Raw genomic sequence first — 24,015 nt, 5'->3', positions numbered from 1 at the left:
CTGATGTTGAAAAAAGAAGTTTGGATTCCACATCGGACTGAAACCTTCTGCCTTATACCTTCAAACCCTCAACCTTAATCACTATCTTTGTGCGCTATGGCAAAATCGTTCGAAGAATTTAAGTTAAACAGGCAAATTTTAAATGCAGTTGCCGATGCAGGTTACACCGTTGCCACGCCGATACAGGAAAAAGCAATCGCCCCAGTATTATCCGGGCAGGATATTTTTGGTATTGCCGAAACTGGTACAGGAAAAACCGCGGCTTTTGTTTTGCCGATTTTAATGCAGTTGAAATATGCTCAGGGCGATCATCCAAGGGCACTGATTTTATCTCCAACGCGCGAACTGGCTATGCAGATTGCAGAGCAGGTAAAGTTATTTTCTACCTATACTGATTTACGTTCTTTAGTTATTTTTGGTGGAATTGGTCCGAAAACACAGAAAGAGCAGATTGCAAAAGGCATTGATATCCTGATTGCTACGCCAGGAAGATTCTTAGACTTATATTTAGCTGGCGATATTAATACCCAGAGCCTAAAGTTTCTGGTATTAGATGAAGCCGATAAGATGATGGACATGGGCTTTATCGGCTCTATTCACCGGATTCTGGAGGTCGTTCCACGTAAACGTCAGAATTTGTTGTTTTCAGCAACAATGAGCGACTTAGTTCAGAAAATTGCCGGCGATTTCCTTAATAATCCGCTTGTAATTGAGGCATCTGCGCAAGCAACTCCTGCTGCAAACGTAACGCAGACTTTATATTACGTTCCGAATTTCAAAACGAAAATTAACCTATTGCAGCATTTACTGAAAAATGATGAGACTTTTAATCGTCTGATTATTTTCTGTAAAACCAAAACGGTTGCCGATAATATTTTCAGTTTTATTGAACGTAGGTATGGTGCTGAAAATGTTCGTGTAATCCATGCCAATAAAGGACAGAACACCAGGATTAACTCTATAAATAGTTTTAAAGAAGGTAATATCAGGGTGCTGGTGGCTACAGATGTGGCGAGTAGGGGTATTGATGTGAGTGATGTGAGCCATGTGATCAATTTCGATGTGCCGATTATTATTGAAGATTATGTACACCGTATTGGCCGTACAGGCAGGGCTTTTGCCAAAGGTGATGCAATTACCTTTGCTACTGATGCCGAAAAATATTATATCCGCAAGATCGAAAAATTGATTCGCCAATATATTCCTGTGGCAGAAATTCCGGAAGGTGTATTCATTGATGAAACCCCTTACGAGGAACGTCAGCACATTGCAAAAGAAATCGATATGCAGAAACGTAAGGAAGATCCTGATTTTAAAGGGGCTTTTCACGAGAAAAAACATGCTGCGGCAATAGAAAAAAGGTGAGGGAGAAAGCCAAAGCAAAGGCTGGTAAACAGCTAAAGAGTTTTAAAAAAGGAAAAAAATTCGATAAGAAAAAGTAATGAACCCGACACAATTAAAATAATTATTAATTTTCTAAATAATTATTTCAATTGTCAAAGGCTCCATCTGACAATTGAAAACAAATAAATAAACACAGATGAACCTTAGGATTACACCTTTAAATATTGTAAGCGCAGCAGGACTTGGCCTGGTGGTTGTAAATCTTGTTTCGGAGAAAAGTGCAGCACCACGACATGTAAACCTGGATGGTTTTTATCTCCTTATATTGGGCTGTTTAATTGTGGTAACATTTATTACAGATATGATTTTCCGCTTTACCCTAAAGGATATTAAAAGAATTTGGATTGTTGAATTGATTTTTATTGTTATTGCGGCCGTGTTAATGTTAATCTTACAAAAGGTAGTAGCGTAATTAAACCGTAAAAATATCCCAACAATGTTAGTCAGTGTAATCTACTCATCTGTGGAATCAAATTAATTAATCATCTTTGCATCCGTAAAAAAATAAACCGATAATCTTTAATCAGTGAAATCAATTTATCGGTGTTATCCACTAATCGGTGAAATCAAATTAAGAAAATGAAAAAAGCAGAAATAAAAATAACCGTTGAGTTAGATGAAGGCAATAACCCGGATAACATACTTTGGGAAAGCACAGATTCTGGAAACGCTGATAAAGTGCCTGCGAAGGCGATGTTTTTATCAGTTTGGGATCACAATTATAAAAATACCTTAAAGATAGATCTTTGGACAAAAGATATGCCTGTTGATGAGATGAAACGTTTTTTCTACGAGACTCTACAAACCATGGGCGATAGCTTTTTAAAAGCCACAAACGAAACTTTAATTGTTGAAGATTTACGCGATTACTGTGCCCACTTTGCAGATAAGATGGGTATTATTGAAGGGCAGTAGTTTAGTCATTAGTCATTAGTCATTAGTCATTAGTCATTAGTCATTAGTCATTAGTCATTAGTCATTAGTCATTAGTCATTAGTCATTAGTCATTAAAAAATGCCAGGCAAATTAGCTATAAACTATTAAAAACAATTAACCAATTTATACAGTTAACCGATTAACCAAAAAGTATGTTAGTATTAAATAAATTCAGGGCTTGGTTAGGCATTTTGTTATGCATTATTGCAGGTTTTTGTCCAATATTAAAAGTTCCGATTAAAGGCAATTGGAATCTGTACCAATCTGACGCCCGTTTGTTTTTGATCACTTATGCCATTATCGTCATTTCCGTATTGTTTCTGTTCATCAGAAAAGTAGGAGCCTTTAGGTTTATGAGTTTTGTAATGGCTATCTGGTATGTTTTAGCGGTAGTTGCTGTTTATTTTACTGCAAATAATTATACTAAATATGGCTTCGCCAATAAAGTTATCGGTAAAGTTGTTCATTTCCAATGGGGCTGGATTGTACTTTTAGTAGGTGTTATATTTATGCTTTTTAGTGTTAAGAAATCACAATTAGAGGTAAAACCTTAGCTCATTTAATAGAATAGTTTAGAGAATAGCTGGTAGCCGTGATTTTATTGGCCGCCAGCGTTTAGAAGTGATATTTGGAGATGAATAAGTAATAAAATCTTTATAGTAACCGCACGTTTAGAAATTTTTAACGATTACTTTAAAAACTTGCCCCTTTTCTCCATCTTGACCATCTAATCCATTGCCTAATGTTCTCGGCTCTGGGTAGTTACCATCGTCAGCATCAACTCCTCGGCCACACCACCCATTTTTGCCTCCCCCTGCCTCCATATCCGGGTTTTCCAGCTTTGCCACCATTTCCGCCTATTCCACCATTTCCTCCCCTTATATAAAATTTTGTAGTGTTAACTAAAACCTCTGTATAGGTCTCAACAGATATGAAGTAAATAGAAGAACCATTGCTGCCATTGCCACCTTGACCACCTTTGCCACCTTGTCCAGAATTTGCACCAGCACCACCATTGCCGGCACCTTCTTTACAATCAAATAAGCTATCCGCACCTTCTTTACCATTTGAACCATTTCCGCCATTCCCTCCACTTCCTCCATTTCCGCCGTCGCCTCCGTTTACTCCGTCAAAATCTAAAACTATTCTAGAATCTTCAATATTTTGTAGGGTATCAATACAAACCATTTCCTTTGTTATAATATATAGATTTGGATTATTTAGGCTATCACCTTGTTCACCTGTAAGACCGCTTTGGCCTACAGAACCTGGTTGGCCTTGTCTGTCGATTTCACCCACACCATTTGCACCATTGATTCCCCCAAGTCCATCTTTCCCCTTTGTCCCTTCAATGGTTTGATCAAGTTCGATCCTAATCGGGAAATTATTGTCTTTTAATTTAAGTTTGTCACAATATATTATCCAAAAGGGCACATTAATGTTTGTGAAAGTCAAAGTAGCGTTAGGTTGAAAAATAATTTCGTTCGCTTTTAAAATCTGTCCATTAAAGATTTCTCCAATATTTACTGGAAAGATGCTGTTTATAATAGCAGTATCGTTAATTAAAGTCATTACCTCTTTTGGCAATGCTTCATTGAGATTATCAAATGTTAATTCTTGTATGTTCATTTGGTCGATTTGTTTTTTCGCCTACTTTGTAATGCGGTGTTCGGCGCGTCCGTTTATTATTGTATTATTTTTAAAATGGCTCGTCGCTTATTAATACGATCCATGTTGGTATTTTAGATGTTGTAGCTATGCCGATGCGCAAATCTGAATACTCATAAATAATTGCCATCCGGCCACGGGTTGCACTTGCAAAATAACTATTCGCAATATCGATTTCGTAATACCTGGCTACGGCATCGGCTTCATTTATTTTATTGGTATTAAAAAAAGCTATTTTACCATAATAGGGTTTTGCATAGCCCGGCTTGGTGATGGTAATGGCATAGTTTTTAATTTTTTGCTTTTTAAATATTTTTAATGCTGTTTTTATATTGGTGGAATTGATTGTAGTTTTTGAAATCTGACCTTTGTTTGGCTCAATATTTAATTCGGCCAGCGTGAAAAATTGATTAGGCTTTACAACCGCATTTTTTTCGGTAAATTGTATGGTAAAATCTCCATCTATTTTACCCCTGTTAATTGGTATTTTTAAGGATGTGCCACAAGAACTTATAATTGTGAGGCCCATCACCGCAGTACACATAGAAAATATTAGTTTTTTCATAATTGTATAATTTTAAAATGTTTGTTTGAAAAATATTTACCCTGATAATATATCTTCGCATTAGTGCTTTTTATTTTTTCTCTGGTATACAATAAAATTCTTCCTCTTTTAGAACAACTGCACCTGGTACCCTCCATTGTGCTACCATCTGCATTACGATTATTAATGTCGCCATCGGTATCTCTATCGTTTTCATCCCCATCTTTATCTCTATTGTTTTTATCCCCGTTTTTATCCCTTTTGCTTCTTTTTCCCTTCGTACTGCGGTCAGCAATTTCTCCACCACTTTTTCTGTTACCAGTATTACCATCATTCAAACGGCTGCTATTGTCTCCATCATCGTCCCTGTCGTTTCCATCGCCGTCTAATAATCGGCAAATGCAGTCGCCACCTATGCTATACACTTTATTTCCTGCTATAAACAAGGTTTTATGCGTGGTATCTGCAATTGTTTTTATTTCGGCATTGTTGTTTGCTAAACCGATATAACTGAATGTTCCATCTTGGCAATACCCAGCAGAGTAACACAACATGGATATTAATAATGTTAATATTTTCTTCATATCGTTTTTCGTTTGATTTATACTTTTGTTGTTATCCATAATCTCTCTTCAGTCATTCTAAACCATGAATTTTTAGTAAGTTTTAATTTACATATCAAATTTAAGTTTCCATTTTTCTTTGGGGTTGGCAATTGAGTGAAGTATCTTCTTTTTGCTATGAGCTGTAGGTAATAGGCTGTGTAGTGAAAAATAAAGCGGAAACCTGAACGAAATTTTGGGCATTTTGAGCTACGCTAAACAAAAAACAACATACTTCGCATTGGTAAACCCGCATCTCACGCATTTTTAAGCTTTTTTGCTCCTTTTCTAATTATCTTTAGTAACACCTTTTTTGGTTTCACTGGAATGGTTATAAAAAGCAAATTTTTTAAATGTTTAATGCTTTTAGACTTTGTCTTGATGGGCAACAGTCTTAATGCGGTTGCGCAAGAGAATATTAAGCCGATAAATATCACTCAGCAAAGCAAAAACGTTAGTCTTTTAAACCAGGCATATTATACGCTATCGAAAAAAACAATAAAACTTATGCCCAACTCCAGGAACTAGATTGGCACTTTTTGGACAGTAACATAGCAGCACAAAAAGAGTTTCCAGATACGGTTTTACAATGTTGGATCAATTTTAGTATTCGCAGTACTTTTGATAGGGATACCAGCTTACTGTTGAAATTAGACAGTAAAATGCAACAAACTCAATTGTATGAGCGTGTAGGAAATCGATTGGTACTGGTTGGGCAAACGGGTTTTGGTGCTAAAATTTCAAATCTCTCGATAGCTACTGATTATTGGCGGATACATTTGACCTTAAAACAAAAAGAAACACAATATTTTTATGTGCTCATTCAAAAATACCTATACAACATTGTTCCACAATATCCGCAAATAGAAACCTATGATACCGCCTACAGGGAAAAGAACAGAGAACTGGTTTTGTTTCCGTTAAGTTTTAGACATGTTAAATTGTGGGTTGCAGGTTTTTATTTCGCCGTTTTTATTTATTGTTGTTTAAAATATTTTCTTCAGCGGAGAGATAGAGCGTATCTGTATTATGCGTTAGCATCATTATGTATGTTTTTTAGGTATTCGTTACAGGTAGATGCCATTCTTTTAGAAGTGAATTGGCTACCGATAAATAATGATTTTATATTTCTACTCTCTTTTATTCCCCAAACTTTTTTTTATATTCTTTTTTTGGGCGAATTTTTACAGGTTAAAAACAACAGATACCTTAACTTATTTTTAAAATTTTGTTTATGCCAATGGGTTTTAATGATTGTAGTAATGATTGTACATTATTTACGGCCCGAACTTAGCCCGATTACAAAAATATTTTGGATTTATAATTCTTTGCCATTTTTTATCCTTACCGTTTTGCTCAGTTATTATGCCCGGCCAAAACCAAACAAAGGCTATTTGCGGTTTGCATTTACAGGCTTGGCCGCCATATCATTTTCGTTATTATTTGTTTTGGCGCCTAAATGGCTGGATATCTATAACCATTTGCCAAGTTGGTACTACGCTATTAACAATTACGTAGATTTAGTAACACTGGCTTTTGCAATAGATGCCGTTTTGTTTTTAACAGCGTTGGCATACAGAGACCGCCTTGACGAGCTGGAACGAATTGACTTAAAAATTAAAAATGCAGAGAACGAACATAAGATTTTAAGGTTGCAAATGAATCCACACTTTATTTTTAACTGTTTAAATTCAATAAATTTATATATCGAACAGAATAACAGTGTATTAGCATCTGATTATCTGAGTAAATTCTCTCAGTTAATGCGCTTATCCCTTTCGCACTCGAGGAAAGATAAAATCGTATTAGCAGAAGAAATCAAAACTATAAAGTTGTACCTAGAAATGGAAACCATGCGTTTTAAAGGTAAACTGAAATATATTTTTGACATTGATGATCATGTTGACGCCGATTTTATAGAAATACCACCGATGTTGGTGCAGCCCTATATCGAAAATGCCATTTGGCATGGCCTGATGCATAAAAATGTTGGTGGTGAAATCCTGATTAAAATTTCTCAGGATTTTACACAGCAGATTTTACTCGTAATCATTGAGGACGATGGAATAGGGAGGGTAAAAGCATCGGAGCTGAATAGTAAGGCTGCCGAGAAAGAAAAATCGTATGGAACATTGATAACCGGCGAGCGTATTGCTAATTTTAATAGGGAATTTAATACCAATACACAGATCCATATCGAGGATCTTTATGGCGCAAATAACGAAGCCAAAGGGACCAGGGTTTTAATCAGTATCCATTTAATTTAAAAACAACCTAATATATCATCAATCAAAATAAATCTAAAATATGAAAGCGCTCAATATTGTAATTATAGATGATGAAGAAGATAGTATAAGTTTACTGCGTATACAGTTAAAAAAACATTGCGGGCAAGTTGGAGCCATTTATTCGTTTAACAGCCCAATTAAAGCATTACAGGAGATAGAAAGCTTAAATCCGGATTTGGTTTTTTTGGATATTGAGATGCCAGAATTAAATGGCTTTCAGCTTTTGGAGAAATTAATGCCGATCAGCTTCAAAGTGGTCTTTACCACAGCTTATAATGAGTTTGCCATCAAGGCCTTTAGGTTTAGCGCCTTAGATTATCTGGTTAAGCCTGTTGATATAAAAGATCTGGTTGAAGCCGTTAACAGGGCTGTAATTAAAAATAATTTTTCTGATAAACAACTCAATCATTTTCATCGGCAAATGAATATGGAACGCGTAAATAAAATTGCCGTAAGTTCGCTTTCAGGTATTGTTTTTATTAACCTCGACGATATTCTGTATGTTGAAGCCAGTAGCAATTACTCTATTCTGGTCTTACTGAATGGCGAGAAGGTGATTATTTCAAAAACGCTAAAAGATGTTCAGGAAATATTGGAGGACAGAAATTTCTTCAGGATACACCGGCAGTATATCATCAATTTAAACAAAGTGAAATTTTTTAACAAGAATGATTGTTTGCTGACATTGGAAAATAACAAACAGTTACAGGTAGCAAGGATACAGAAAGATAAACTGATAGAGAAATTTGGAGCCGTATAGGATTTGTTAATTTTAATCAAGTTAATTGTTTAAATCAGTTAACTGCAAACTGCCAATTGCGAACTGTTAACTGCCACTTGAATGCTGCTGCGAGGTTAATTTAGCTACCTCATATCCCTTTGCCTTACATCTGGCTACAATTTCATCATGGGTTTTCTTAGGCATTGTCTGATAACGGCTCATGATGAACAAAAATTTATGATCGGGATGCCCCACCACTACATAAGAATAATCGTCTGCAAGTTCGATAATCCAGTAATCTACTTTTATCGGCCAGATAAATTGTGCTTGTAACTCCCCTTTATCGCCATCTTCTGATGGAAACATTTTAGAACTTCTGGAATAAACTTTATCACCGCCTGGTTTTTTATAGGTGGTGAGAACATTGTAATAGCCATCCTTATTTAAGGTATATTTAGTAGTGGTTTCTCGACTGCCCTTGTCAAAAATCGTCGGAATAGAATATAAAGAATACCACGTTCCCGAATATTTTTTAGGTCTAGCTTAGTCACCGGAACATTTTTTTCCATCGGCAAATAGGTAAAGAGAACAAGAAGGAGGGAGCAGACCGTTTTCATCATATCATCAGTTTTGATATGATTTACGCAATTGACCTGATCCTGGTTTTGAAGATCTTAATCCGCCATAAAATAATCGTTGGTATTATCCTCTAATGGAATATAGATTCTTTCCCATTCATTGCCACCCACTATTTCCCAGGTGTGCCCTTCGCCAGCTGTATCGTTGGCAATCAGTACAATACCTGGTTCGATGATAAAAGTATCACCATTGCTTACTGTAAAACGGAGTTTACCTTTCAGTGTAATCACATATTGCCTCCTAGGCGCAGGGTGGGGAATTTTTTCTAAAGTTGATACATCAGTTTGGGCAAAAAAATAATTGGCATTAATATGCTGACGAATAGGGATTTTTCCAATTTCAAATGCACATTTGTTTTCTTCAATATTAATTAAACGAATTGCTTTTAGATAATTATTTGGTGTTCCGGCTTGATCTGTACTCATCTGTGGAAAATATGGTTTAAAATTTTAATTCAGTTTGTCCTTTTTGGGCAACTTCACGTTCATGTTGTAGCAGCCACTGTTTACGCCACAGTCCTCCTGCATAGCCAACCAGTTTGCCGTTGCTGCCAATTACCCTGTGACATGGTACTACAATGGCAATATTGTTTTTGCCATTTGCAGAAGCGATTGCACGGATAGCTAATGGTTTATGCGCCGAAAATTTAGCGTAAGAAGTAGTTTCGCCAAAAGGTATGGTCAATAAATTCTGCCATACTTCCTGTTGAAAACCGGTTCCTTTCTGTTTCATCGGGAAATCGAAATCCTGAAGATTTCCATTAAAATATTCTTTTAATTGATTGGCAACTTTTATGGTGAGTTCGTTTGCTGTCAGATCAGCAATATCCTTTTCTTCAAAAGTAACGGCATGCACAAAATCCTCATCAGCCAGGATGCGTAATCTGCCAATAGGCGTTTCTATAACTGATGCGTAGTTCATATTTCTATTTTACCACAGATCTACACAGATGAACACAGATTTTTGTGCGTATTGGGTTTTCTTAGTCTTTTTTGTGCCTCCATGGCCAATTAAATTTTAAATGCCTTTAACCTCGTTTATGCTACTTCGAAAGAATAGCATCTGTCTTTATCATTATCCGTGGTTAATGGTCTTTCTCTGTGTCTAGGTGGCCAACTAATTTAAAATGCCTGTAATCCCGGTTATACTGCTATAAAATACCATCTGTGTTTATCCTTTTTATCTGTGGTTAAATCTTTCTCTGCGTTCCTGTGACTAAATTATTTGCCAAACAAAATTACAACAATACAACAATTTAAGCATGCAATATTTATCAATAAAAGTATCTTTGCGGTTATGCAATTGGCCAAAGAGGTTAAATATTTAATTCACAAGGAAGTATTGTTAGAGTGGCGCTCCAAATATACCATTAACGGTGTGTTGCTTTATGTGGTTTCTACTATTTTTACCTGTTATCTGTCGTTTGTAAGCCTTGGCGATAAATTAACCTGGAACGCACTGTTCTGGATAATTATGCTTTTTGCCTCCATCAATGGTGTTTCAAAGAGTTTTTTACAGGAAACAAAGGGGCAACAACTTTACAGTTACATTCTGGCAAGCCCGGCTGCGGTTTTGATTTCTAAAACAGTTTATAATACCCTTTTGATGCTGGTGCTTACCACCATAGCATTGGGCTTTTATACTTTGGTTTTTGATTCCTTTACACCGCCCGATATGCTATTGTATTACGTGGCAGTGGTATTGGGCAGCATGAGTTTCTCTACCGTGTTTACCATGGTTTCGGCCATTGCGAGTAAGGCTGGTAATGGTGGTATGTTAATGGCGATATTAAGTTTTCCGATCATTATTCCCGTATTGATCCTTTTGATCAAACTGGCTAAAAATGCAGTTGATGGCCTGCCATGGGAGAATAGTTATGACGAAATTGCGATGTTGCTGGTGGTGAATGTGCTGATGGTGGCAACCTCTTTATTGTTATTTCCTTACCTTTGGAGGGATTAAAAAAATGATTGAATGAGAGACTGATTGAATTATAGAATGAGAAATTTGCAAGTATAAATACTTGATGATTTCTAAACTATAAAAAAGAATATTTCTCTCATTCCAAAACTCAATCATTCAAAATTATATATGTATGAATAAAACTTGGTGGAAAATTTTAGGTTCAATTCTGGTAATTTATACTGCAATTGCAGGATTATTACTTCACGTACCTCGTTTACCTATTTTAAATGAAACAATAAGAAATCTGTATTTCCACGTACCCATGTGGTTTTCGATGATTGTACTTTTTTCGATCTCAGTTTTTTATAGTGTAAAATCGTTGAGTAGTAAAAGTGAAATCGACGATATGAAGGCTGTGGAGAGTGTAAATGCTGGAATTATTTTTGGCCTTTTAGGTTTGGTTACTGGTGCAATCTGGGCTAAATACTGCTGGGGAGAATTTTGGAGTTTTGATCCCAAACAAAATTTTGCCGCTATTTCTGTTTTATTATACTTTGCGTATCTCATTCTCCGCAATGCGATAGACGAAGAACAGAAAAGAGCGAAGATTTCGGCCATTTACAATATTTTTGCCTTTCCAATGATGGTGGTGTTGCTTTTTGTACTACCCCGTTTAAAAGATTCATTACACCCTGGCAACGGCGGCAATCCTGGTTTTAACAGTTACGATTTAGACAGCCGCATGCGCATGGTATTTTATCCGGCATGTTTAGGCTGGATATTAATCGGCTATTGGGTATATACCATCCGTTTCAGAATTCGCAATATTGAAACCATTATGAACACACCTACTCATGACGAAGTAAAAGGTGTTCATAATAGCTTCGTTACTATTGAAAATCAATCAACAACAAACGAAAACAAACAACAACATAACTAAAATGAAGAAGATATTTTTCTCCCTGATATTAATGATGGCCACCATGCAGTTATTTGCACAAGATAATGGCGTAGAAATGGCTGATGGCCTTCGCAGCAATGGAAAGATATATGTTGTGGTGATATGTATCGTAATTATTCTGGTAGGACTGCTTGCCTATCTTTTCTCTATTGATAAGAGATTGAAGAAAATTGAAAAAGAAAACCACATCAATAAATAAAACGCGTCGTAATTACGATAGTCCGGATTAATTTTAAAAGGAGATCAAAACGATATTGATCTCCTTTTTTTATGTCTTATTTCTGATGCAGAATTTATGATATTCGTAATTATTGTCGTGTTTTTGTTTGTCGATTAATTAGTATCGTAATAAAATGGCCTTGTGGATATTTTTTTTATAATTTTTTTCATCAGAATAAGCAATCATAAAACCTATGAAAATAGTCGTTTTAATCAGGTTGAGGAGTCAATATATCCCTGTTTAAACCGGTTTAAATATTGTTTTTGAACAGTTTTGCATAAACGGTATAAAACCTGTTTCAAAGCCTGAATAGGGTGGTGTTAGCTATACACTAAGTATTTTTGCATTTGGATATGTGCAGTTTTTTTAGGCAATTTTGCACCGAAAACTTATTCAATATAAAAAATAAATAATGGCTAATCTAGCAGACGAGAACAAGTTCTTTGCAGATGTTTGTAAAAACTTTGACAGTGCGGCTCAATTCACCAATCATCCGGAAGGTTTATTGAACCAGATTAAAACATGTAATAGTGTATATCGTTTCCAGTTCCCAATTCGCCGTGGAAACGGTTTTGAAGTAATTGATGCCTGGCGCGTAGAACACTCTCACCACATGAGCCCTACTAAAGGAGGGATTCGTTACAGTGAAATGGTAAACGAAGATGAGGTTATGGCACTTGCTGCCTTAATGACTTACAAATGTGCCATTGTTAACGTTCCATTTGGTGGTGCAAAAGGTGGTATTAAAATTAACACTAAACAATACAGTGTTGCCGAATTGGAAACCATCACCCGCCGCTATACTACAGAATTAATTAAGAAAAACTTTATTGGCCCTGGTATTGATGTTCCTGCTCCAGATTATGGATCTGGCGAACGCGAAATGAGCTGGATTGCCGATACTTATATGACTATGAACCCTGGTCAGTTAGACGCTTTAGGCTGTGTAACTGGTAAACCAATTGCTTTACATGGTATTCGTGGTCGTAAAGAAGCTACCGGCCGTGGTGTGGCTTATGCCGTTCGCGAATGTGTGGAAGTTGCAGAAGATATGGCAAAAATTGGTTTTAAGGCTGGTTTAGGCGATAAAAGAGTAATTGTACAAGGTTTAGGTAACGTGGGCTACCACTCGGCTAAATTCTTAGCAGAATTTGGTGCTACAATTGTTGGTCTTTGTGAGTTTGAAGGTGCCATTTATAACCCTAATGGATTAAACGTTGACGAGGTTTTTGCACACCGTAAAAATACAGGTTCAATTTTAGGTTTCCCTGGTGCTACCAGCTTTAAAAATTCGATGGAAGGTTTAGAGCAAGATTGCGATATCATTGTTCCGGCAGCTTTAGAAAACCAGTTTACTGAACTTAACATCCGTAATATTAAAGCCAAAATTATTGCTGAAGGTGCAAACGGACCAACCACTCCAGAAGCTGAAGCTATTTTTACCGAAATGGGCGGTATTATCATTCCTGATATGTATTGTAATGCAGGGGGTGTTACGGTTTCTTATTTCGAGTGGTTGAAAAACCTATCGCACGTGGCCTTTGGCCGTATGGAAAACCGTTATGCCGCTAACTCAAATGCCAATCTGATCAATACTTTAGAGAACTTAACTGGTAAAACGATTCTTCCGGAGCACCGTTTAATGATTGTTAAAGGCGCATCTGAAATGGAATTGGTAAACTCTGGTTTAGAAGATACCATGATTCATTCTTACCACGAAATTCGTGAAACCAGAATGAACAAACCAGGTACGCAAACCTTAAGAACTGCTGCTTTTGTAAATTCAATCGATAAAATTGCGGTTTCTTATATGAACTTAGGCGTTTGGCCGTAATAAGGCCTGGGGTAGGAAGGCAGAAGGTTTAAGGCTTTCCCTCAACGGTAAATAAAAAAACCTTACAGTTCTAAAAACTGTAAGGTTTTTTTTGTTGCCTAATTTCGTTACTGCGAAGCCATCTTAATCTTGCAAATGTTAGCTTATGAGGGGCGTCATTCCCAACTTGATTGGGAATCGTAATGCAAGTGCTTTAAGATTCCCGCCTGCTCGGGAAAGACGACCACTCTATTGAAATCTGTCAATCGTATACAATCAAACGACTTGTATGATTTATAAGAATAACATAAAAGATCACAATACTCTGCGTAAATTACCTTGAATCTGCGGGAAATACTCTACTTGTTTGCCGGAATATCAATATTAAAATTTAACGAGCTGTTGAAGCCATTTTTAAACGTATTTAAAAGTTGGATGAGGGCATTAGCATCCCCGTTTAAAAATAAAAGTTCCGATTCAAGTTTAATTTTGTCCTTTCCTATGCTTTTTGCCTTAATTTCTAATTGATTAAAAGTACCCAGTTTATCTGCAATTAAGGGTATTGATGTTTGTTTAATCAACTTTTTAAAATCTACTTTAAAATAAAAGAAATCATCTGATGATGCTCTTTTTAAATCAGGTTTAGCACCTTGAACTGTACTTAATAAAACATTACCGTTATTGCCTTTAAAGTAAACCTGGTACAATGGAATCATCAAACTGCTAATCTTTCCGGTAGATTGATCCAATGCACCTAGCGATTTGAGATAATCACTCACTGCTTTATCGTCGACACTTAGATTTATAGCAATCGAAGGAATCTTTCGATCCTGAAGTATTTTTTTCTCTACCTGCTCAAAGTCATCATTGTATTCATAACCCACAATGGTATCTACCTGCGTAATCGTTTTTGTCCATTCAAAATCCGCATAATCTTTGTAAAACCTGAAAAAACTATCTTTTGAAAATAGAGAAGGACTTACCGTATGATTTTTTTTAATTAAATCCGATTTAATTTTTCCGTTTAACCACATACTCATTGTACTTTCGGGATTTAGAATCCGATGCTTGGGTTCGGCAGCAGGTTCTATCCATCTATTCACCAATTCACTGCTAAAATCAATTTTTCCATCCGTAAAATTAATCTTACTCAAATTTTCTGCATTTTGAAAAGATAGGTGATCGGAAAGGTTGGCTATATGTTCAAACTTGCTATCGTTAATTTTAATCATGTTTTTCTGATCCTGTATTTCTTCCAGTATGTTTTTTACCAGCTCCTTTTTCGTAGTAAATGCTAAGCTTACAGTAGTTTTGTTAAACAGCAGGGAAAATGTTGAGTCTGCGGACTGGAAAAATGAGCTTCCTTTTTTATTAATGCAAGCTTTTTCAGCATAAAACGGTTAAATGCCAAACTATCGGCTATTTCTAAACGCGTGAAAAAAGTATTTTCAGCTTTTCCTTTTAAAGTGTATATGTAAATGTTTGCGGGTATTGTTAAACCTGTATTTAAATCAGCTATCTTTTCTTTTATGCCTTTTTTGTCTCCTCCGGAATATTGACCGGGATGTTTAATATAACTAACCGCAATGGTTTTGTATAGTTCATCTACATTTATTTTAAACAAAGTCTCGGTAGTAAGAGGAATTAATATTTTGTTGGCCTGGATTTGCCTGTATTTAAAAAAGCCAAAATAAAAAACAAGCAGCAATATGACTATCGCTGCTGTTATTTTTTAAAAATTTCTTCATAGAGAATGGTTCATTGGTTCATTTGTCATTCGTTCATTGGTTATTGCAAACTGCCAGCTTGAAACTGAAAGCTAATTGTTAGTATTGGTTAAACTGTTTAAACCGGTTAACTGTAAACTACCAACTGATAATTGCCAACTAAACTACTTAGCTGCATTCTCAATAAGCGAGAACAAATATTTTAAAGCATTTTCATGCCCATTCGGAATTTCGGCGCTAATGTCTGCTGAAACCAATCTGCCCTTAATCGGATTCGATTTCATATATACATTGCCCATTTTTTCTAAAGTACTGTTAAATTTCTTAGCGGTTTCTTCACCGCCAATCTCCGAATCAGGCACTTTGCCTACCAGGTTTTTAGCATTAAACAAAAAGCTGAAATTATTTTTGCTCAACAGGTCTTTGTGCAGTTTGCTGATTTTGTTATTGTATTGATTATTACTGATGCTTTGCATCTCGCTTAACGAATTGCCAAAAAATACAATTCTGTCTTTAATCATAAAGTAAATATCGATAGGGCTTTTCTTCTCCTGGATTTTATAAATATTGTTCTCAACTGTTACCATGTTTTTATGGATACCATATTTGATCAATTTTTCGATCAATCTGGTGTCTTCAGATGAAAACATGAAAAGAAAATCAGGTAAGGTTTCATTTTTGGTTTTTGTTACCTCTTTTTGTTTGTAATCATCGTCATACTCATAAGTGGTATAAGTAACTTCTTTGGTTTTTAATCCATTGATTACGAATAGTGCATCACCTTTAATTACCTTGCTTACCGCTTCTTCATCCAATAAAAGAGAAAACAGATCAGTTCCCAATTCAACCTCTTCGTCCATTTTACCGCCTAAAAAAGAACCGTAAGTTTGTTTCATTAACTTCGGAAATTCTTCTAAATAAGCTTTAGTATCAATAGAATAGCTCATAAAACCAAGTGCTTTCTCGCTGTTTACATAATTCAGGAACTTTTTGTTCAATTTCCTGTTCATGATTTTTTTATAAGCGTCAGCCTGTTCCTGGGCCATTTCTAAACCGGTAGAAATACGGAAACTTTTGTTATCCATAAAAAGTTTAGCATTTAAACTGCCATAACCTTTCATTAAGCCTGCTTTACCATAAGTGCCAAATTCAGGCGCAATTGAATTGTAGACATCCTGTAAGCTCGATACCCAAAGCTCTGCAATGGCTTTGTTATCCAAACTTGTGGTATAAGATTTATTCGTCTCAATAGATTCATAAGTGCCATTAAAAATCTGATCAGCCTGAACGGTCATCCAGGTAAAAGCCAGTCTTTTTTCTTGGCATCTTGTTCTGCACGTTCCTGCTGATAGGTGTCGTATTGTTCATCAACAATGCCATGAACTGGAGTCATGCCGCTTGCCGTGTCAATTGCGAGTTCTTCTGACTGATCAAAATCTGTATTGATTTTAGTGATTTTTTTAGATTTTTTGGTGTTTTTTCTTTTTGCCGGTTTTTTTCGCAGCAACAGTTTTTTTAGTATTCTTTTTTACCGTCGGTTTTTTCTGAACTTTTGCTTTTTCAATAACCGGGGCTTCAACTACCTCTACCATAGGTTCGGCCGTAGTTGTGTAGGTAGAATCTGTAACTACAACACTACTATCTGCAATGGCTACATCATCATAATTATTCTGAAACCTGATATCTTTTATCCCATAACGGGCAGATTTAACCGAATCTGCAAAAAATGAACCCTTGATGCTTCCTGTTACAAAATAAAGCATGTTGTTGTTCCATTTGATGATGCTCGTGCTATCTGGTAAAACCATCGTACGGATATCGCCCTGTTGGGTAAATTTTTTCTCTTTGTTTTCAATTAAACTTTCAAATCTCTTAGCATCCTTTATAGGGATTAAAAAACAGTTGTAGGTAATGCTATCGCTTAACTGGTTAAAGTAATACATGTTTTTCTCCAGGTTGATGCCGAAATCTTCGATACTTGTGAATTTTTTATCCAGAGATTTAGAGGTTTCCGTCAATAATTTCTTGCCTACAAAAGATTCGTTAAAATCTTTTACAAACATGAGTTTAAAAACATTATCGCCTTTAATGGTGGCTACTGTGAAAGCATTTGAAGGGATTTTTTGACCAGATCTTGCGCCTGAGCCAAATTGAATGATAAAAAGAGGGAGATGGCAACTAGAATTTTTTCATTTAGATAGATTTTTTAGAGATAAGCCTCGTGTCTTGTCCATGCGACAAAAGACAAGGGTGATTTTATTTAGATAGTTGGATAGTATTAGATACGTTAATTTTTCCGTTAATTAAATCCATGATATTGCTTTTTAGCATTACTGCTTTTTTTGATTTCGATACATTTGATGCCGGGTTGGTGCTACTTGTTACAGGAGATTCGAAACGATAAATACTTGTATAGGTTGCGCCATTAAAAACTGCCTTATCTTTTGCTTTTAATTTATTGAATTCCGTTTTAGCGGTACCGATTGCCTGATATTTTCGGCTAAAGGTTTTAGTAGCTTTGTTAAAGGTATAGGATGAGGTATTGGTCGCCTTAATTTTTTGCTGAGCAAGAATGTTTTTGGTGATGCTATTGATATTCGAAACATCTTTAAAAGAGAAGCTGATGGTTGCGATGTAATTGTTAAAATCACTCGTGCTTTTTACATTCGATATTCCTTCCGACTTTCTCAAATAAGCTACTGCTTCATTTAATTCCTGCTGAATTTTCTGTTTACTGGGAACTTTATAACCTTGTACGCTATCCAACAGCATTACAGAAGCTACCTTTGTTTTACTCTGACTCAGGTTTATGGTGAGCACAACATCACCAGTACCATCGTTTTTCATCGAAATTTCTTCAATTACCTCAAAGCAGGAGCTTAAAATGGGTATCAATACGATAAATAACAAAAACTTATAAAACTGTTTCAAATTCATATTAATCCGGTTTATATTTTACTGTGGAATGCAAAAAGGAATGACTATCTGAGTGTCCAAACTTAATAAATTCAGTCCAAACTTTTAAACGTTTTAAGATATTCATTAAGATCAGTTATAAATATGGGCTGCTGAAAAAATATTTCGTTTGAAAAATCAGATGATTGTCAATATAAAGACAAGAAAAATGTAAAAGAATGCTGGCTAAGCCTATTTTTCTATCTTTGTTGCCAGCTTTTACAACAAGTATAACCATGAAGAAAAGTGCAATCATTGGACTGATTACCATCGCAATTTCCGTAGGAATTTTATTTAGCTTAAACGCAAATACTGACACCTACTCTAATTTCAAACAGGCAGCTCTTTCTGAGAAAGAAGAACATGTTATGGGCTATTGGGTAAAATCAATGGGCACTTACTACGACGCCGTAAAAGATGCGAACCATTTTTCATTCCACATGAAAGATGAAAAGGGAGAAGTGAGAGAGGTAATTTATGCTGGTACCAAACCGCAGGATTTCGAAAAATCAGAAAAATTAGTGCTTATTGGTAAAATGGATAAGGACAAATTCTACGCATCAAAAATTTTAATGAAATGTCCTTCTAAGTATAACGATAATATGGTAGAGGTCAATAAGGACGGCAAAGTCGAAGAAGTAAGTAAAGACGGCGGGAAAAAATATAACTAATTTATTTAATGGATATTCAATTTGTAGGCGAGCACCTGTTACCAGGTAAAATCGGACAGTTTTTTATTGTTCTGGCATTTAGTGCATCATTACTATCAACTATATCGTATTTTTTTGCCAGTCGCGATAAAAATTTAGAAGAAAAATCCTGGAGAAACTTAGGCCGGATTGGATATCTGGTTAATTTTGCCAGCATTATAAGCATTGGAGCAATTTTGTTCTACCTGGTTCTTGGTCACTATTTTGAATACTATTACGTTCAATCTCACTCTTCAAAACAACTTCCTGTATACTATATTATATCTTCTTTCTGGGAAGGACAGGAAGGTAGTTTTTGGCTTTGGGCTTTCTGGCAATCATTTCTGGGCACATTGTTGATTTGGAAAGTAAAATCATGGGAAAGCCCTGTAATGACAGTAATAGCCTTTTCTCAGGTATTTTTAACCTCAATGCTTTTAGGCGTTGAGATTTTTGGAGAGCGCATCGGAAGTTCACCTTTTATACTTTTAAGAGATGCGATGGATTTAAAAGCACAGGCACCTGTTGTTTTTGCAAATCCGGAAAATTACAAAAATTACCTTAAGTTCATAACCGATGGAAAAGGATTAAATCCATTGTTACAAAACTATTGGATGGTGATCCACCCACCAACTTTATTTTTAGGTTTCGCTAGTATGGTGGTTCCTTTTGCTTATGGTATTGCGGCTTTATGGCAAAAAAGATATAAAGAATGGATTAAACCAGCTATGCCATGGACGCTTTTTGCGGTAATGGTTCTGGGTACCGGTATTATTATGGGTTCTTTCTGGGCTTACGAAGCATTAAACTTTGGGGGTTTCTGGGCATGGGATCCGGTTGAAAACGCTTCTTTAATTCCATGGTTAACCCTAATCGGGGCGGTACACGTCATGATTGCCTATAAAAACACAGGTCATGCTTATTTTACCGCAATCGCTTTAGTATTCTTAAGTTTCTTATTGGTGCTTTATGCATCATTCTTAACCCGTAGTGGCATTTTGGGCGATACATCTGTACACTCATTCACCGATATGGGCATGTTTGGACACTTGATTTTATACAATGTGGTGTTTGCTGTTTTAGCAATTGTACTGATTGTAATAAGATGGAAAGAATTGCCAATCACCACCAAAGATGAAGAAACCTATTCGCGCGAATTCTGGATGTTTATTGGCGCTTTAGTGGTAACCATTGCTTGTATCCAGGTCATATTTTCCACATCGGTTCCTGTATTTAACAAAGCCTTTGGAACAAACTTTACGCCTCCAATTGATGCGGTAAAATATTACAATCAATGGCAGGCGCCTTTTGCGGTACTGATTACCTTGATTTCTGGTTTCTCCCAATATTTAAAATATAAAAGGACTGATCCACGTAAATTTTATAGCAGTCTGGTATCGGCAATTATTTTTTCGACAGTATTAACAGCTGGTTTGGTATATGTTGCGGAGATTTATACCAATACCATGTACATACTGATTACTTTCAGTTGCTTGTTTGCGGTACTTTCTAACGCTGCGGTATTATATCAGGCTTTCGGTGGCAAGGCTAAACTGGCCGGATCAGCAATTGCACACATTGGTTTTGCGCTACTTGTTTTAGGCGCATTAATATCGGCGGCTACGAATAAGCCACTTTCCATTAATGCCAATAAATTTATTCCTGTTAAAGATTTTGAAAAAACAGAGAAACCTGGCGAAAACATTATGTTGTACAAAAACGAGCCTAAACAAATGGGCAAGTACACCGTAACTTATGTAAGTGACACTACTCAGGCCCCGAATACTTTTTACACACTTAACTTTAAAGTTGTAGATAAAGACGGGAAGGTTAAAGAAGATTTTAATTTACATCCTCATACTCAGGATAATGAGAAAATGGGTTTAATCGCTTCCCCTGATACCAAACATTACCTTACGTATGATGTATATACGCATATTACCAGTGCAGCAATTAAGCAATCCTCGCACGATGATCACGAAGGACATTCTGATGATGAAAATTATAAGGCACCACGTATTGTTAAGGTTTCGGTAGGCGATACCATTCATACCTCAAGTGGTGTGGTTACGGTGAAAGATTTAGATAGAAAACCCACTGCCAAAGATTTAGCACTTGCGCAAGGCGATTATGCTGTGGGTTTGCCACTAGAGGTAAATGCTGCCGGAAAAGTTTATAACACAGAGCCGATTTTCTTAATCAAAGGAAATAATACTTTCGATTTTGCACGTAAAATAGATGAATTGGATTTGAAATTCCGTTTCTCCAGAGTATTGCCGGATGAGAAAAAAGTAGAACTTCAAATTTTTGAGAAACCACAACAGGCTAAAGATTGGGTTGTTTTCAAAGCGATAGAATTTCCTTTCATCAATTTATATTGGGCTGGTACCATTGTAATGGTTATTGGTTTTTTACTTTCAATTTTCAGAAGGAGAAAAGAGGCCAAAACCGCATAAATCATGAAGATCGTTTTATTGGGTTCGGGAAACGTTGCCACACACTTAGCAAAAGTACTAAAAGCTACAGGTGAAGATGTGGTACAGGTGTACAGCCCAAATTTAAATCATGCAAAATTATTGGCGGGTACGATTGAAGCTGAAGGAGTAAACGAACTTACTGAAATTGACGAAAATGCTGATTTATATATCATCTCTGTAAAAGATGATGCGATTGAAAGCGTTGCTAAATCATTGAAAAATGTGAAGGGCTTAGTGGTACATACCTCTGGGACTACAGATATTCATATTTTATCATCACAAGTTACTAACGCTGGTGTTTTTTATCCATTACAAACTTTTTCAAAAGATGGAGAAGTTTCATTTGAAAATATCCCGCTCTGTATCGAAGCAAGTGATGTAGATCAGTTGGCTATTTTAAAAGGACTTGCAGCCAAAATCAGCACTCAGGTTTATGAGCTGGACGGGGAGAAGAGAAAAGTATTGCATCTTGCTGCAGTATTCGCCTGTAATTTTCCAAATCATTTATATGCTTTAGCCAATCAGATTCTCAGGCAAAACGATTTGGATTTTGAAATCATCAGGCCATTAATTGCTGAAACGGCCGATAAGGTAATGCATAATTTACCTGAAAATGTCCAAACCGGGCCAGCGATAAGAGCCGATGAAAACACTTTAAATAAGCATTTGAGCATATTACACAATATGCCGGAATTGCAGAACATTTATCAAACATTGAGCAATAGCATAAAATTAATGCTTAAATAGCATAATTTCGGCTTTTGCTTATTACTTTTGCAAAATAATTATGAGCATTTTTAAACTAAAAATAAACTTTGAAGAAGCAGATCACGAATCTATTGAATTACCAATAGCAGCTGGCGAATCTGTCTTAGATGTTTGCCTGGATAATGGAATCGAATTACAACACAACTGTGGTGGTGTTTGTGGTTGCAGTACCTGCCATGTGTACGTAACAAAGGGCATGGATAATATCGAAGAGATTTCTGATAAAGAAGAAGACTTTATTGATAGGGCTGTACGTCCGAAAATTACTTCCCGCCTGGGTTGCCAATGTGTGGTAATTAATGGAGATATTGAAGTGACCATTCCAGATCAGTCTGACTTTATGGGACACTAATTAGTTCGGAGTCTAGAGTCCTTAGTTGGGAGTCGATTAACCAATTCAAACAATTAACCTATAACAAAACATGAACAACGATAAATTTGCTTTACCTTTTTATTGGAATGATTACGAAGATATAGCAATGTCTTTATATGAGAAATTTGGTGATGATTTTACAGAAGCCAAAATCTACCGTGTCCGTTTTACCGAACTTTTAGATTGGGTTTTATCATTGCCCAACTTTAAAGGAACCCGTGAAGAAAGTAGTGAAGGCCATTTAGAGCAAATTCAATCTGCCTGGGTTTACGAATGGAGAGATAATCAATAATTAGTTTTGAGTTCGGTGTCCTTGGTCCAGAGTCAGCACCGAGCGCTTAATCCTAAACGCCAAACGCACGAATGTTTTTACAGAAATTAAAAGAGATCACCACTTTCATTTTCGATGTAGATGGGGTGCTTACCGATGGATCAGTTCAGGTTACTGATAATGGTCAGTCGTTGCGCACTTTTAACATTAAAGATGGCTATGCGATGCAATTGGCTGTTAAAAGAGGTTATAATATTTGCATTATATCTGGTGGAGATGGTATTGCCATGGGCAAACGTTTCTTCAACCTTGGTGTAACTGATGTTTTCTTAGGAACAGGAGATAAGGTGGCTATTTTCAATCAATATATTCAAAATAAGGATATTACAGCAGGAGAAGTGCTTTATATGGGCGACGATATCCCTGATTTAAAAGTAATGAAACTCGTAGGGCTTCCAACCTGCCCGGCTGATGCCGTAGAAGAAATAAAAGCGATAGCTACATTCATTTCTCCTTACAATGGAGGCAAAACCGCTGTCCGCGATATTATCGAAAAAGTAATGAAAGTTCAGGGCAGATGGCATGATGAAAATCCAAATGCTGCCGATTCGGGGAAATAAGTTTATTGGTTCACTTGTCATTAGTTCATTGGTAATTGCTAGTTGAACATTATTCATTACCCTTCCGCACTTGCCATCCTGATCGTAGTCGAAGGATCTTTACAAGTATTTTTAAGAATTTAATCGTGGATTTCCCCACCTGGTCATTGCAAATTGAACATTGGTCATTTGCTTACCGCGATTATCATCCCGAGCGTAGGTGAAGGAGCTCTTTACAAGTATTTCTAAGAAATAATTTAGTAGTGGATTTCTCCACCTGTGGAATTGCAATAGTCATTTCAAATTGAATATTGGTCATTTGCTTACCCGCGATTGTCATCCTGAGCGTAGTCGAAGGATCTTGGCTACATACTCCATACCAGAATGACGCTCCCGTTATAAATCTTCAACTCTAAAATTTGCATACAATAAGATTATATCCGAAATTTACATTG

At 36.2% G+C, this 24,015-nt stretch carries 28 protein-coding genes; 16 read left to right on the top strand and 12 right to left on the bottom strand.

Translation table 11 applies throughout. The annotated features are described in order from the left end of the window. Nucleotides 1-96: 96 nt before the first annotated feature. From ACQ86H_RS20620 to ACQ86H_RS20605, 4 genes are all read left to right on the top strand, one after another. Nucleotides 97-1,365, top strand: a complete 1,269-nt coding sequence (locus tag ACQ86H_RS20620; protein WP_431292339.1) for a DEAD/DEAH box helicase — start codon at nt 97-99, stop codon at nt 1,363-1,365. Between the two features lie 175 nt (nt 1,366-1,540). Next, nucleotides 1,541-1,816 carry a hypothetical protein gene (locus tag ACQ86H_RS20615; RefSeq protein WP_431292338.1) on the top strand — a complete coding sequence of 92 codons (276 nt, stop codon included), beginning with the start codon at nt 1,541-1,543 and terminating at the stop codon, nt 1,814-1,816. Between the two features lie 167 nt (nt 1,817-1,983). Then, nucleotides 1,984-2,319 (top strand): gliding motility protein GldC, encoded by a 336-nt coding sequence (gldC, locus tag ACQ86H_RS20610; RefSeq protein WP_029275370.1) that lies wholly within the window; start codon nt 1,984-1,986, stop codon nt 2,317-2,319. Nucleotides 2,320-2,492: 173 nt separating this feature from the next. Next, complete coding sequence (locus ACQ86H_RS20605; RefSeq protein ID WP_138822399.1) at nt 2,493-2,894, top strand: hypothetical protein; 402 nt, start codon at nt 2,493-2,495, stop codon at nt 2,892-2,894. A gap of 223 nt (nt 2,895-3,117) precedes the next feature. On the opposite strand, the gene ACQ86H_RS20600 is transcribed toward ACQ86H_RS20605, so the two are convergent. The 3 genes from ACQ86H_RS20600 to ACQ86H_RS20590 all read right to left on the bottom strand — a co-directional run bounded on the left by ACQ86H_RS20600 (nt 3,118) and on the right by ACQ86H_RS20590 (nt 5,136). Then, nucleotides 3,118-3,969, bottom strand: a complete 852-nt coding sequence (locus tag ACQ86H_RS20600; protein WP_431292337.1) for a hypothetical protein — start codon at nt 3,967-3,969, stop codon at nt 3,118-3,120. Nucleotides 3,970-4,039: 70 nt separating this feature from the next. Then, nucleotides 4,040-4,573: a hypothetical protein gene (locus tag ACQ86H_RS20595; protein ID WP_138822403.1), complete on the bottom strand. Its 534-nt coding sequence runs from the start codon at nt 4,571-4,573 to the stop codon at nt 4,040-4,042. Next, nucleotides 4,570-5,136 (bottom strand): hypothetical protein, encoded by a 567-nt coding sequence (locus ACQ86H_RS20590; RefSeq protein ID WP_138822405.1) that lies wholly within the window; start codon nt 5,134-5,136, stop codon nt 4,570-4,572. The genes ACQ86H_RS20595 and ACQ86H_RS20590 overlap by 4 nt, the downstream gene beginning before the upstream one ends. 557 nt (nt 5,137-5,693) lie before the next feature. Between ACQ86H_RS20590 and ACQ86H_RS20585 the strand changes: the two genes are divergently transcribed. Together ACQ86H_RS20585 and ACQ86H_RS20580 are read left to right on the top strand one after the other, a co-directional pair. After that, the gene (locus ACQ86H_RS20585; protein ID WP_431292336.1) at nt 5,694-7,421 is read left to right on the top strand and encodes a sensor histidine kinase; all 1,728 of its coding nucleotides are present in this window, start codon (nt 5,694-5,696) and stop codon (nt 7,419-7,421) included. A 40-nt stretch (nt 7,422-7,461) separates the two neighbouring features. Further along, nucleotides 7,462-8,202, top strand: coding sequence for a LytR/AlgR family response regulator transcription factor (locus ACQ86H_RS20580; RefSeq protein WP_138822409.1), 741 nt, complete (start codon nt 7,462-7,464; stop codon nt 8,200-8,202). Nucleotides 8,203-8,268: 66 nt separating this feature from the next. Here the strand turns inward: ACQ86H_RS20580 and ACQ86H_RS20575 are convergent, their stop codons facing one another. The 3 genes from ACQ86H_RS20575 to ACQ86H_RS20565 all read right to left on the bottom strand — a co-directional run bounded on the left by ACQ86H_RS20575 (nt 8,269) and on the right by ACQ86H_RS20565 (nt 9,723). Then, on the bottom strand, nt 8,269-8,652 hold the full coding sequence (locus ACQ86H_RS20575; protein ID WP_431295436.1) for a lipocalin family protein: 384 nt from the start codon (nt 8,650-8,652) through the stop codon (nt 8,269-8,271). 185 nt (nt 8,653-8,837) lie between these two features. Then, nucleotides 8,838-9,227: a hypothetical protein gene (locus ACQ86H_RS20570; protein WP_431292335.1), complete on the bottom strand. Its 390-nt coding sequence runs from the start codon at nt 9,225-9,227 to the stop codon at nt 8,838-8,840. Between the two features lie 16 nt (nt 9,228-9,243). Next, nucleotides 9,244-9,723, bottom strand: a complete 480-nt coding sequence (locus tag ACQ86H_RS20565) for a methylated-DNA--[protein]-cysteine S-methyltransferase (RefSeq protein ID WP_431292334.1) — start codon at nt 9,721-9,723, stop codon at nt 9,244-9,246. 375 nt (nt 9,724-10,098) lie between these two features. Here ACQ86H_RS20565 and ACQ86H_RS20560 point away from each other — a divergent pair, with 375 nt between their 5' ends. The 4 genes from ACQ86H_RS20560 (at nt 10,099) to ACQ86H_RS20545 (ending at nt 13,722) form a co-directional block, all read left to right on the top strand. Then, a complete protein-coding gene (locus ACQ86H_RS20560) occupies nt 10,099-10,764 on the top strand; it encodes a heme exporter protein CcmB (protein WP_121282627.1) in 666 nt (221 codons plus the stop codon). Between the two features lie 112 nt (nt 10,765-10,876). After that, a complete protein-coding gene (ccsA, locus tag ACQ86H_RS20555) occupies nt 10,877-11,647 on the top strand; it encodes a cytochrome c biogenesis protein CcsA (RefSeq protein ID WP_431295435.1) in 771 nt (256 codons plus the stop codon). Nucleotide 11,648: 1 nt separating this feature from the next. Continuing rightward, nucleotides 11,649-11,867, top strand: a complete 219-nt coding sequence (locus ACQ86H_RS20550; RefSeq protein ID WP_138822416.1) for a CcmD family protein — start codon at nt 11,649-11,651, stop codon at nt 11,865-11,867. A 433-nt stretch (nt 11,868-12,300) separates the two neighbouring features. Next, the gene (locus ACQ86H_RS20545; RefSeq protein ID WP_138822418.1) at nt 12,301-13,722 is read left to right on the top strand and encodes a Glu/Leu/Phe/Val family dehydrogenase; all 1,422 of its coding nucleotides are present in this window, start codon (nt 12,301-12,303) and stop codon (nt 13,720-13,722) included. A 338-nt stretch (nt 13,723-14,060) separates the two neighbouring features. Here the strand turns inward: ACQ86H_RS20545 and ACQ86H_RS20540 are convergent, their stop codons facing one another. From ACQ86H_RS20540 to ACQ86H_RS20515, 6 genes are all read right to left on the bottom strand, one after another. Then, nucleotides 14,061-14,933: a hypothetical protein gene (locus ACQ86H_RS20540; protein WP_431292333.1), complete on the bottom strand. Its 873-nt coding sequence runs from the start codon at nt 14,931-14,933 to the stop codon at nt 14,061-14,063. A gap of 68 nt (nt 14,934-15,001) precedes the next feature. Then, entirely contained in the window at nt 15,002-15,325 is a 324-nt protein-coding gene (locus ACQ86H_RS20535) for a hypothetical protein (protein ID WP_431292332.1), read from the bottom strand. A 267-nt stretch (nt 15,326-15,592) separates the two neighbouring features. Further along, nucleotides 15,593-16,723, bottom strand: a complete 1,131-nt coding sequence (locus tag ACQ86H_RS20530) for a hypothetical protein (RefSeq protein WP_431292331.1) — start codon at nt 16,721-16,723, stop codon at nt 15,593-15,595. Then, nucleotides 16,720-16,935 carry a hypothetical protein gene (locus ACQ86H_RS20525; protein WP_431292330.1) on the bottom strand — a complete coding sequence of 72 codons (216 nt, stop codon included), beginning with the start codon at nt 16,933-16,935 and terminating at the stop codon, nt 16,720-16,722. The genes ACQ86H_RS20530 and ACQ86H_RS20525 overlap by 4 nt, the downstream gene beginning before the upstream one ends. Further along, nucleotides 16,889-17,491: a hypothetical protein gene (locus ACQ86H_RS20520; protein ID WP_431292329.1), complete on the bottom strand. Its 603-nt coding sequence runs from the start codon at nt 17,489-17,491 to the stop codon at nt 16,889-16,891. The genes ACQ86H_RS20525 and ACQ86H_RS20520 overlap by 47 nt, the downstream gene beginning before the upstream one ends. A 193-nt stretch (nt 17,492-17,684) precedes the next feature. Next, the gene (locus ACQ86H_RS20515; RefSeq protein WP_138822424.1) at nt 17,685-18,365 is read right to left on the bottom strand and encodes a hypothetical protein; all 681 of its coding nucleotides are present in this window, start codon (nt 18,363-18,365) and stop codon (nt 17,685-17,687) included. Nucleotides 18,366-18,619: 254 nt separating this feature from the next. On the opposite strand from ACQ86H_RS20515, the gene ACQ86H_RS20510 reads away from it, so the two are divergent. The 6 genes from ACQ86H_RS20510 to ACQ86H_RS20485 all read left to right on the top strand — a co-directional run bounded on the left by ACQ86H_RS20510 (nt 18,620) and on the right by ACQ86H_RS20485 (nt 23,581). Further along, nucleotides 18,620-19,054, top strand: coding sequence for a cytochrome c maturation protein CcmE (locus ACQ86H_RS20510; RefSeq protein WP_138822426.1), 435 nt, complete (start codon nt 18,620-18,622; stop codon nt 19,052-19,054). A gap of 8 nt (nt 19,055-19,062) precedes the next feature. Beyond that, a complete protein-coding gene (locus ACQ86H_RS20505) occupies nt 19,063-21,528 on the top strand; it encodes a heme lyase CcmF/NrfE family subunit (protein ID WP_431292328.1) in 2,466 nt (821 codons plus the stop codon). 3 nt (nt 21,529-21,531) lie between these two features. After that, a complete protein-coding gene (locus tag ACQ86H_RS20500) occupies nt 21,532-22,296 on the top strand; it encodes a Rossmann-like and DUF2520 domain-containing protein (protein WP_138822430.1) in 765 nt (254 codons plus the stop codon). A gap of 40 nt (nt 22,297-22,336) precedes the next feature. Continuing rightward, on the top strand, nt 22,337-22,669 hold the full coding sequence (locus ACQ86H_RS20495) for a 2Fe-2S iron-sulfur cluster-binding protein (protein WP_029275355.1): 333 nt from the start codon (nt 22,337-22,339) through the stop codon (nt 22,667-22,669). Between the two features lie 70 nt (nt 22,670-22,739). Beyond that, on the top strand, nt 22,740-22,982 hold the full coding sequence (gene iscX, locus ACQ86H_RS20490) for a Fe-S cluster assembly protein IscX (protein WP_138822432.1): 243 nt from the start codon (nt 22,740-22,742) through the stop codon (nt 22,980-22,982). 71 nt (nt 22,983-23,053) lie between these two features. Then, nucleotides 23,054-23,581: a KdsC family phosphatase gene (locus ACQ86H_RS20485; RefSeq protein WP_138822434.1), complete on the top strand. Its 528-nt coding sequence runs from the start codon at nt 23,054-23,056 to the stop codon at nt 23,579-23,581. The last annotated feature ends 434 nt before the right edge of the window (nt 23,582-24,015 follow it).

The organism is Pedobacter sp. P26, from assembly GCF_050632135.1.
Taxonomy (GTDB): domain Bacteria; phylum Bacteroidota; class Bacteroidia; order Sphingobacteriales; family Sphingobacteriaceae; genus Pedobacter.
The sequence above is the reverse complement of the archived record's forward strand: the minus strand, read 5'-3'. Positions and strand labels throughout refer to the sequence as shown.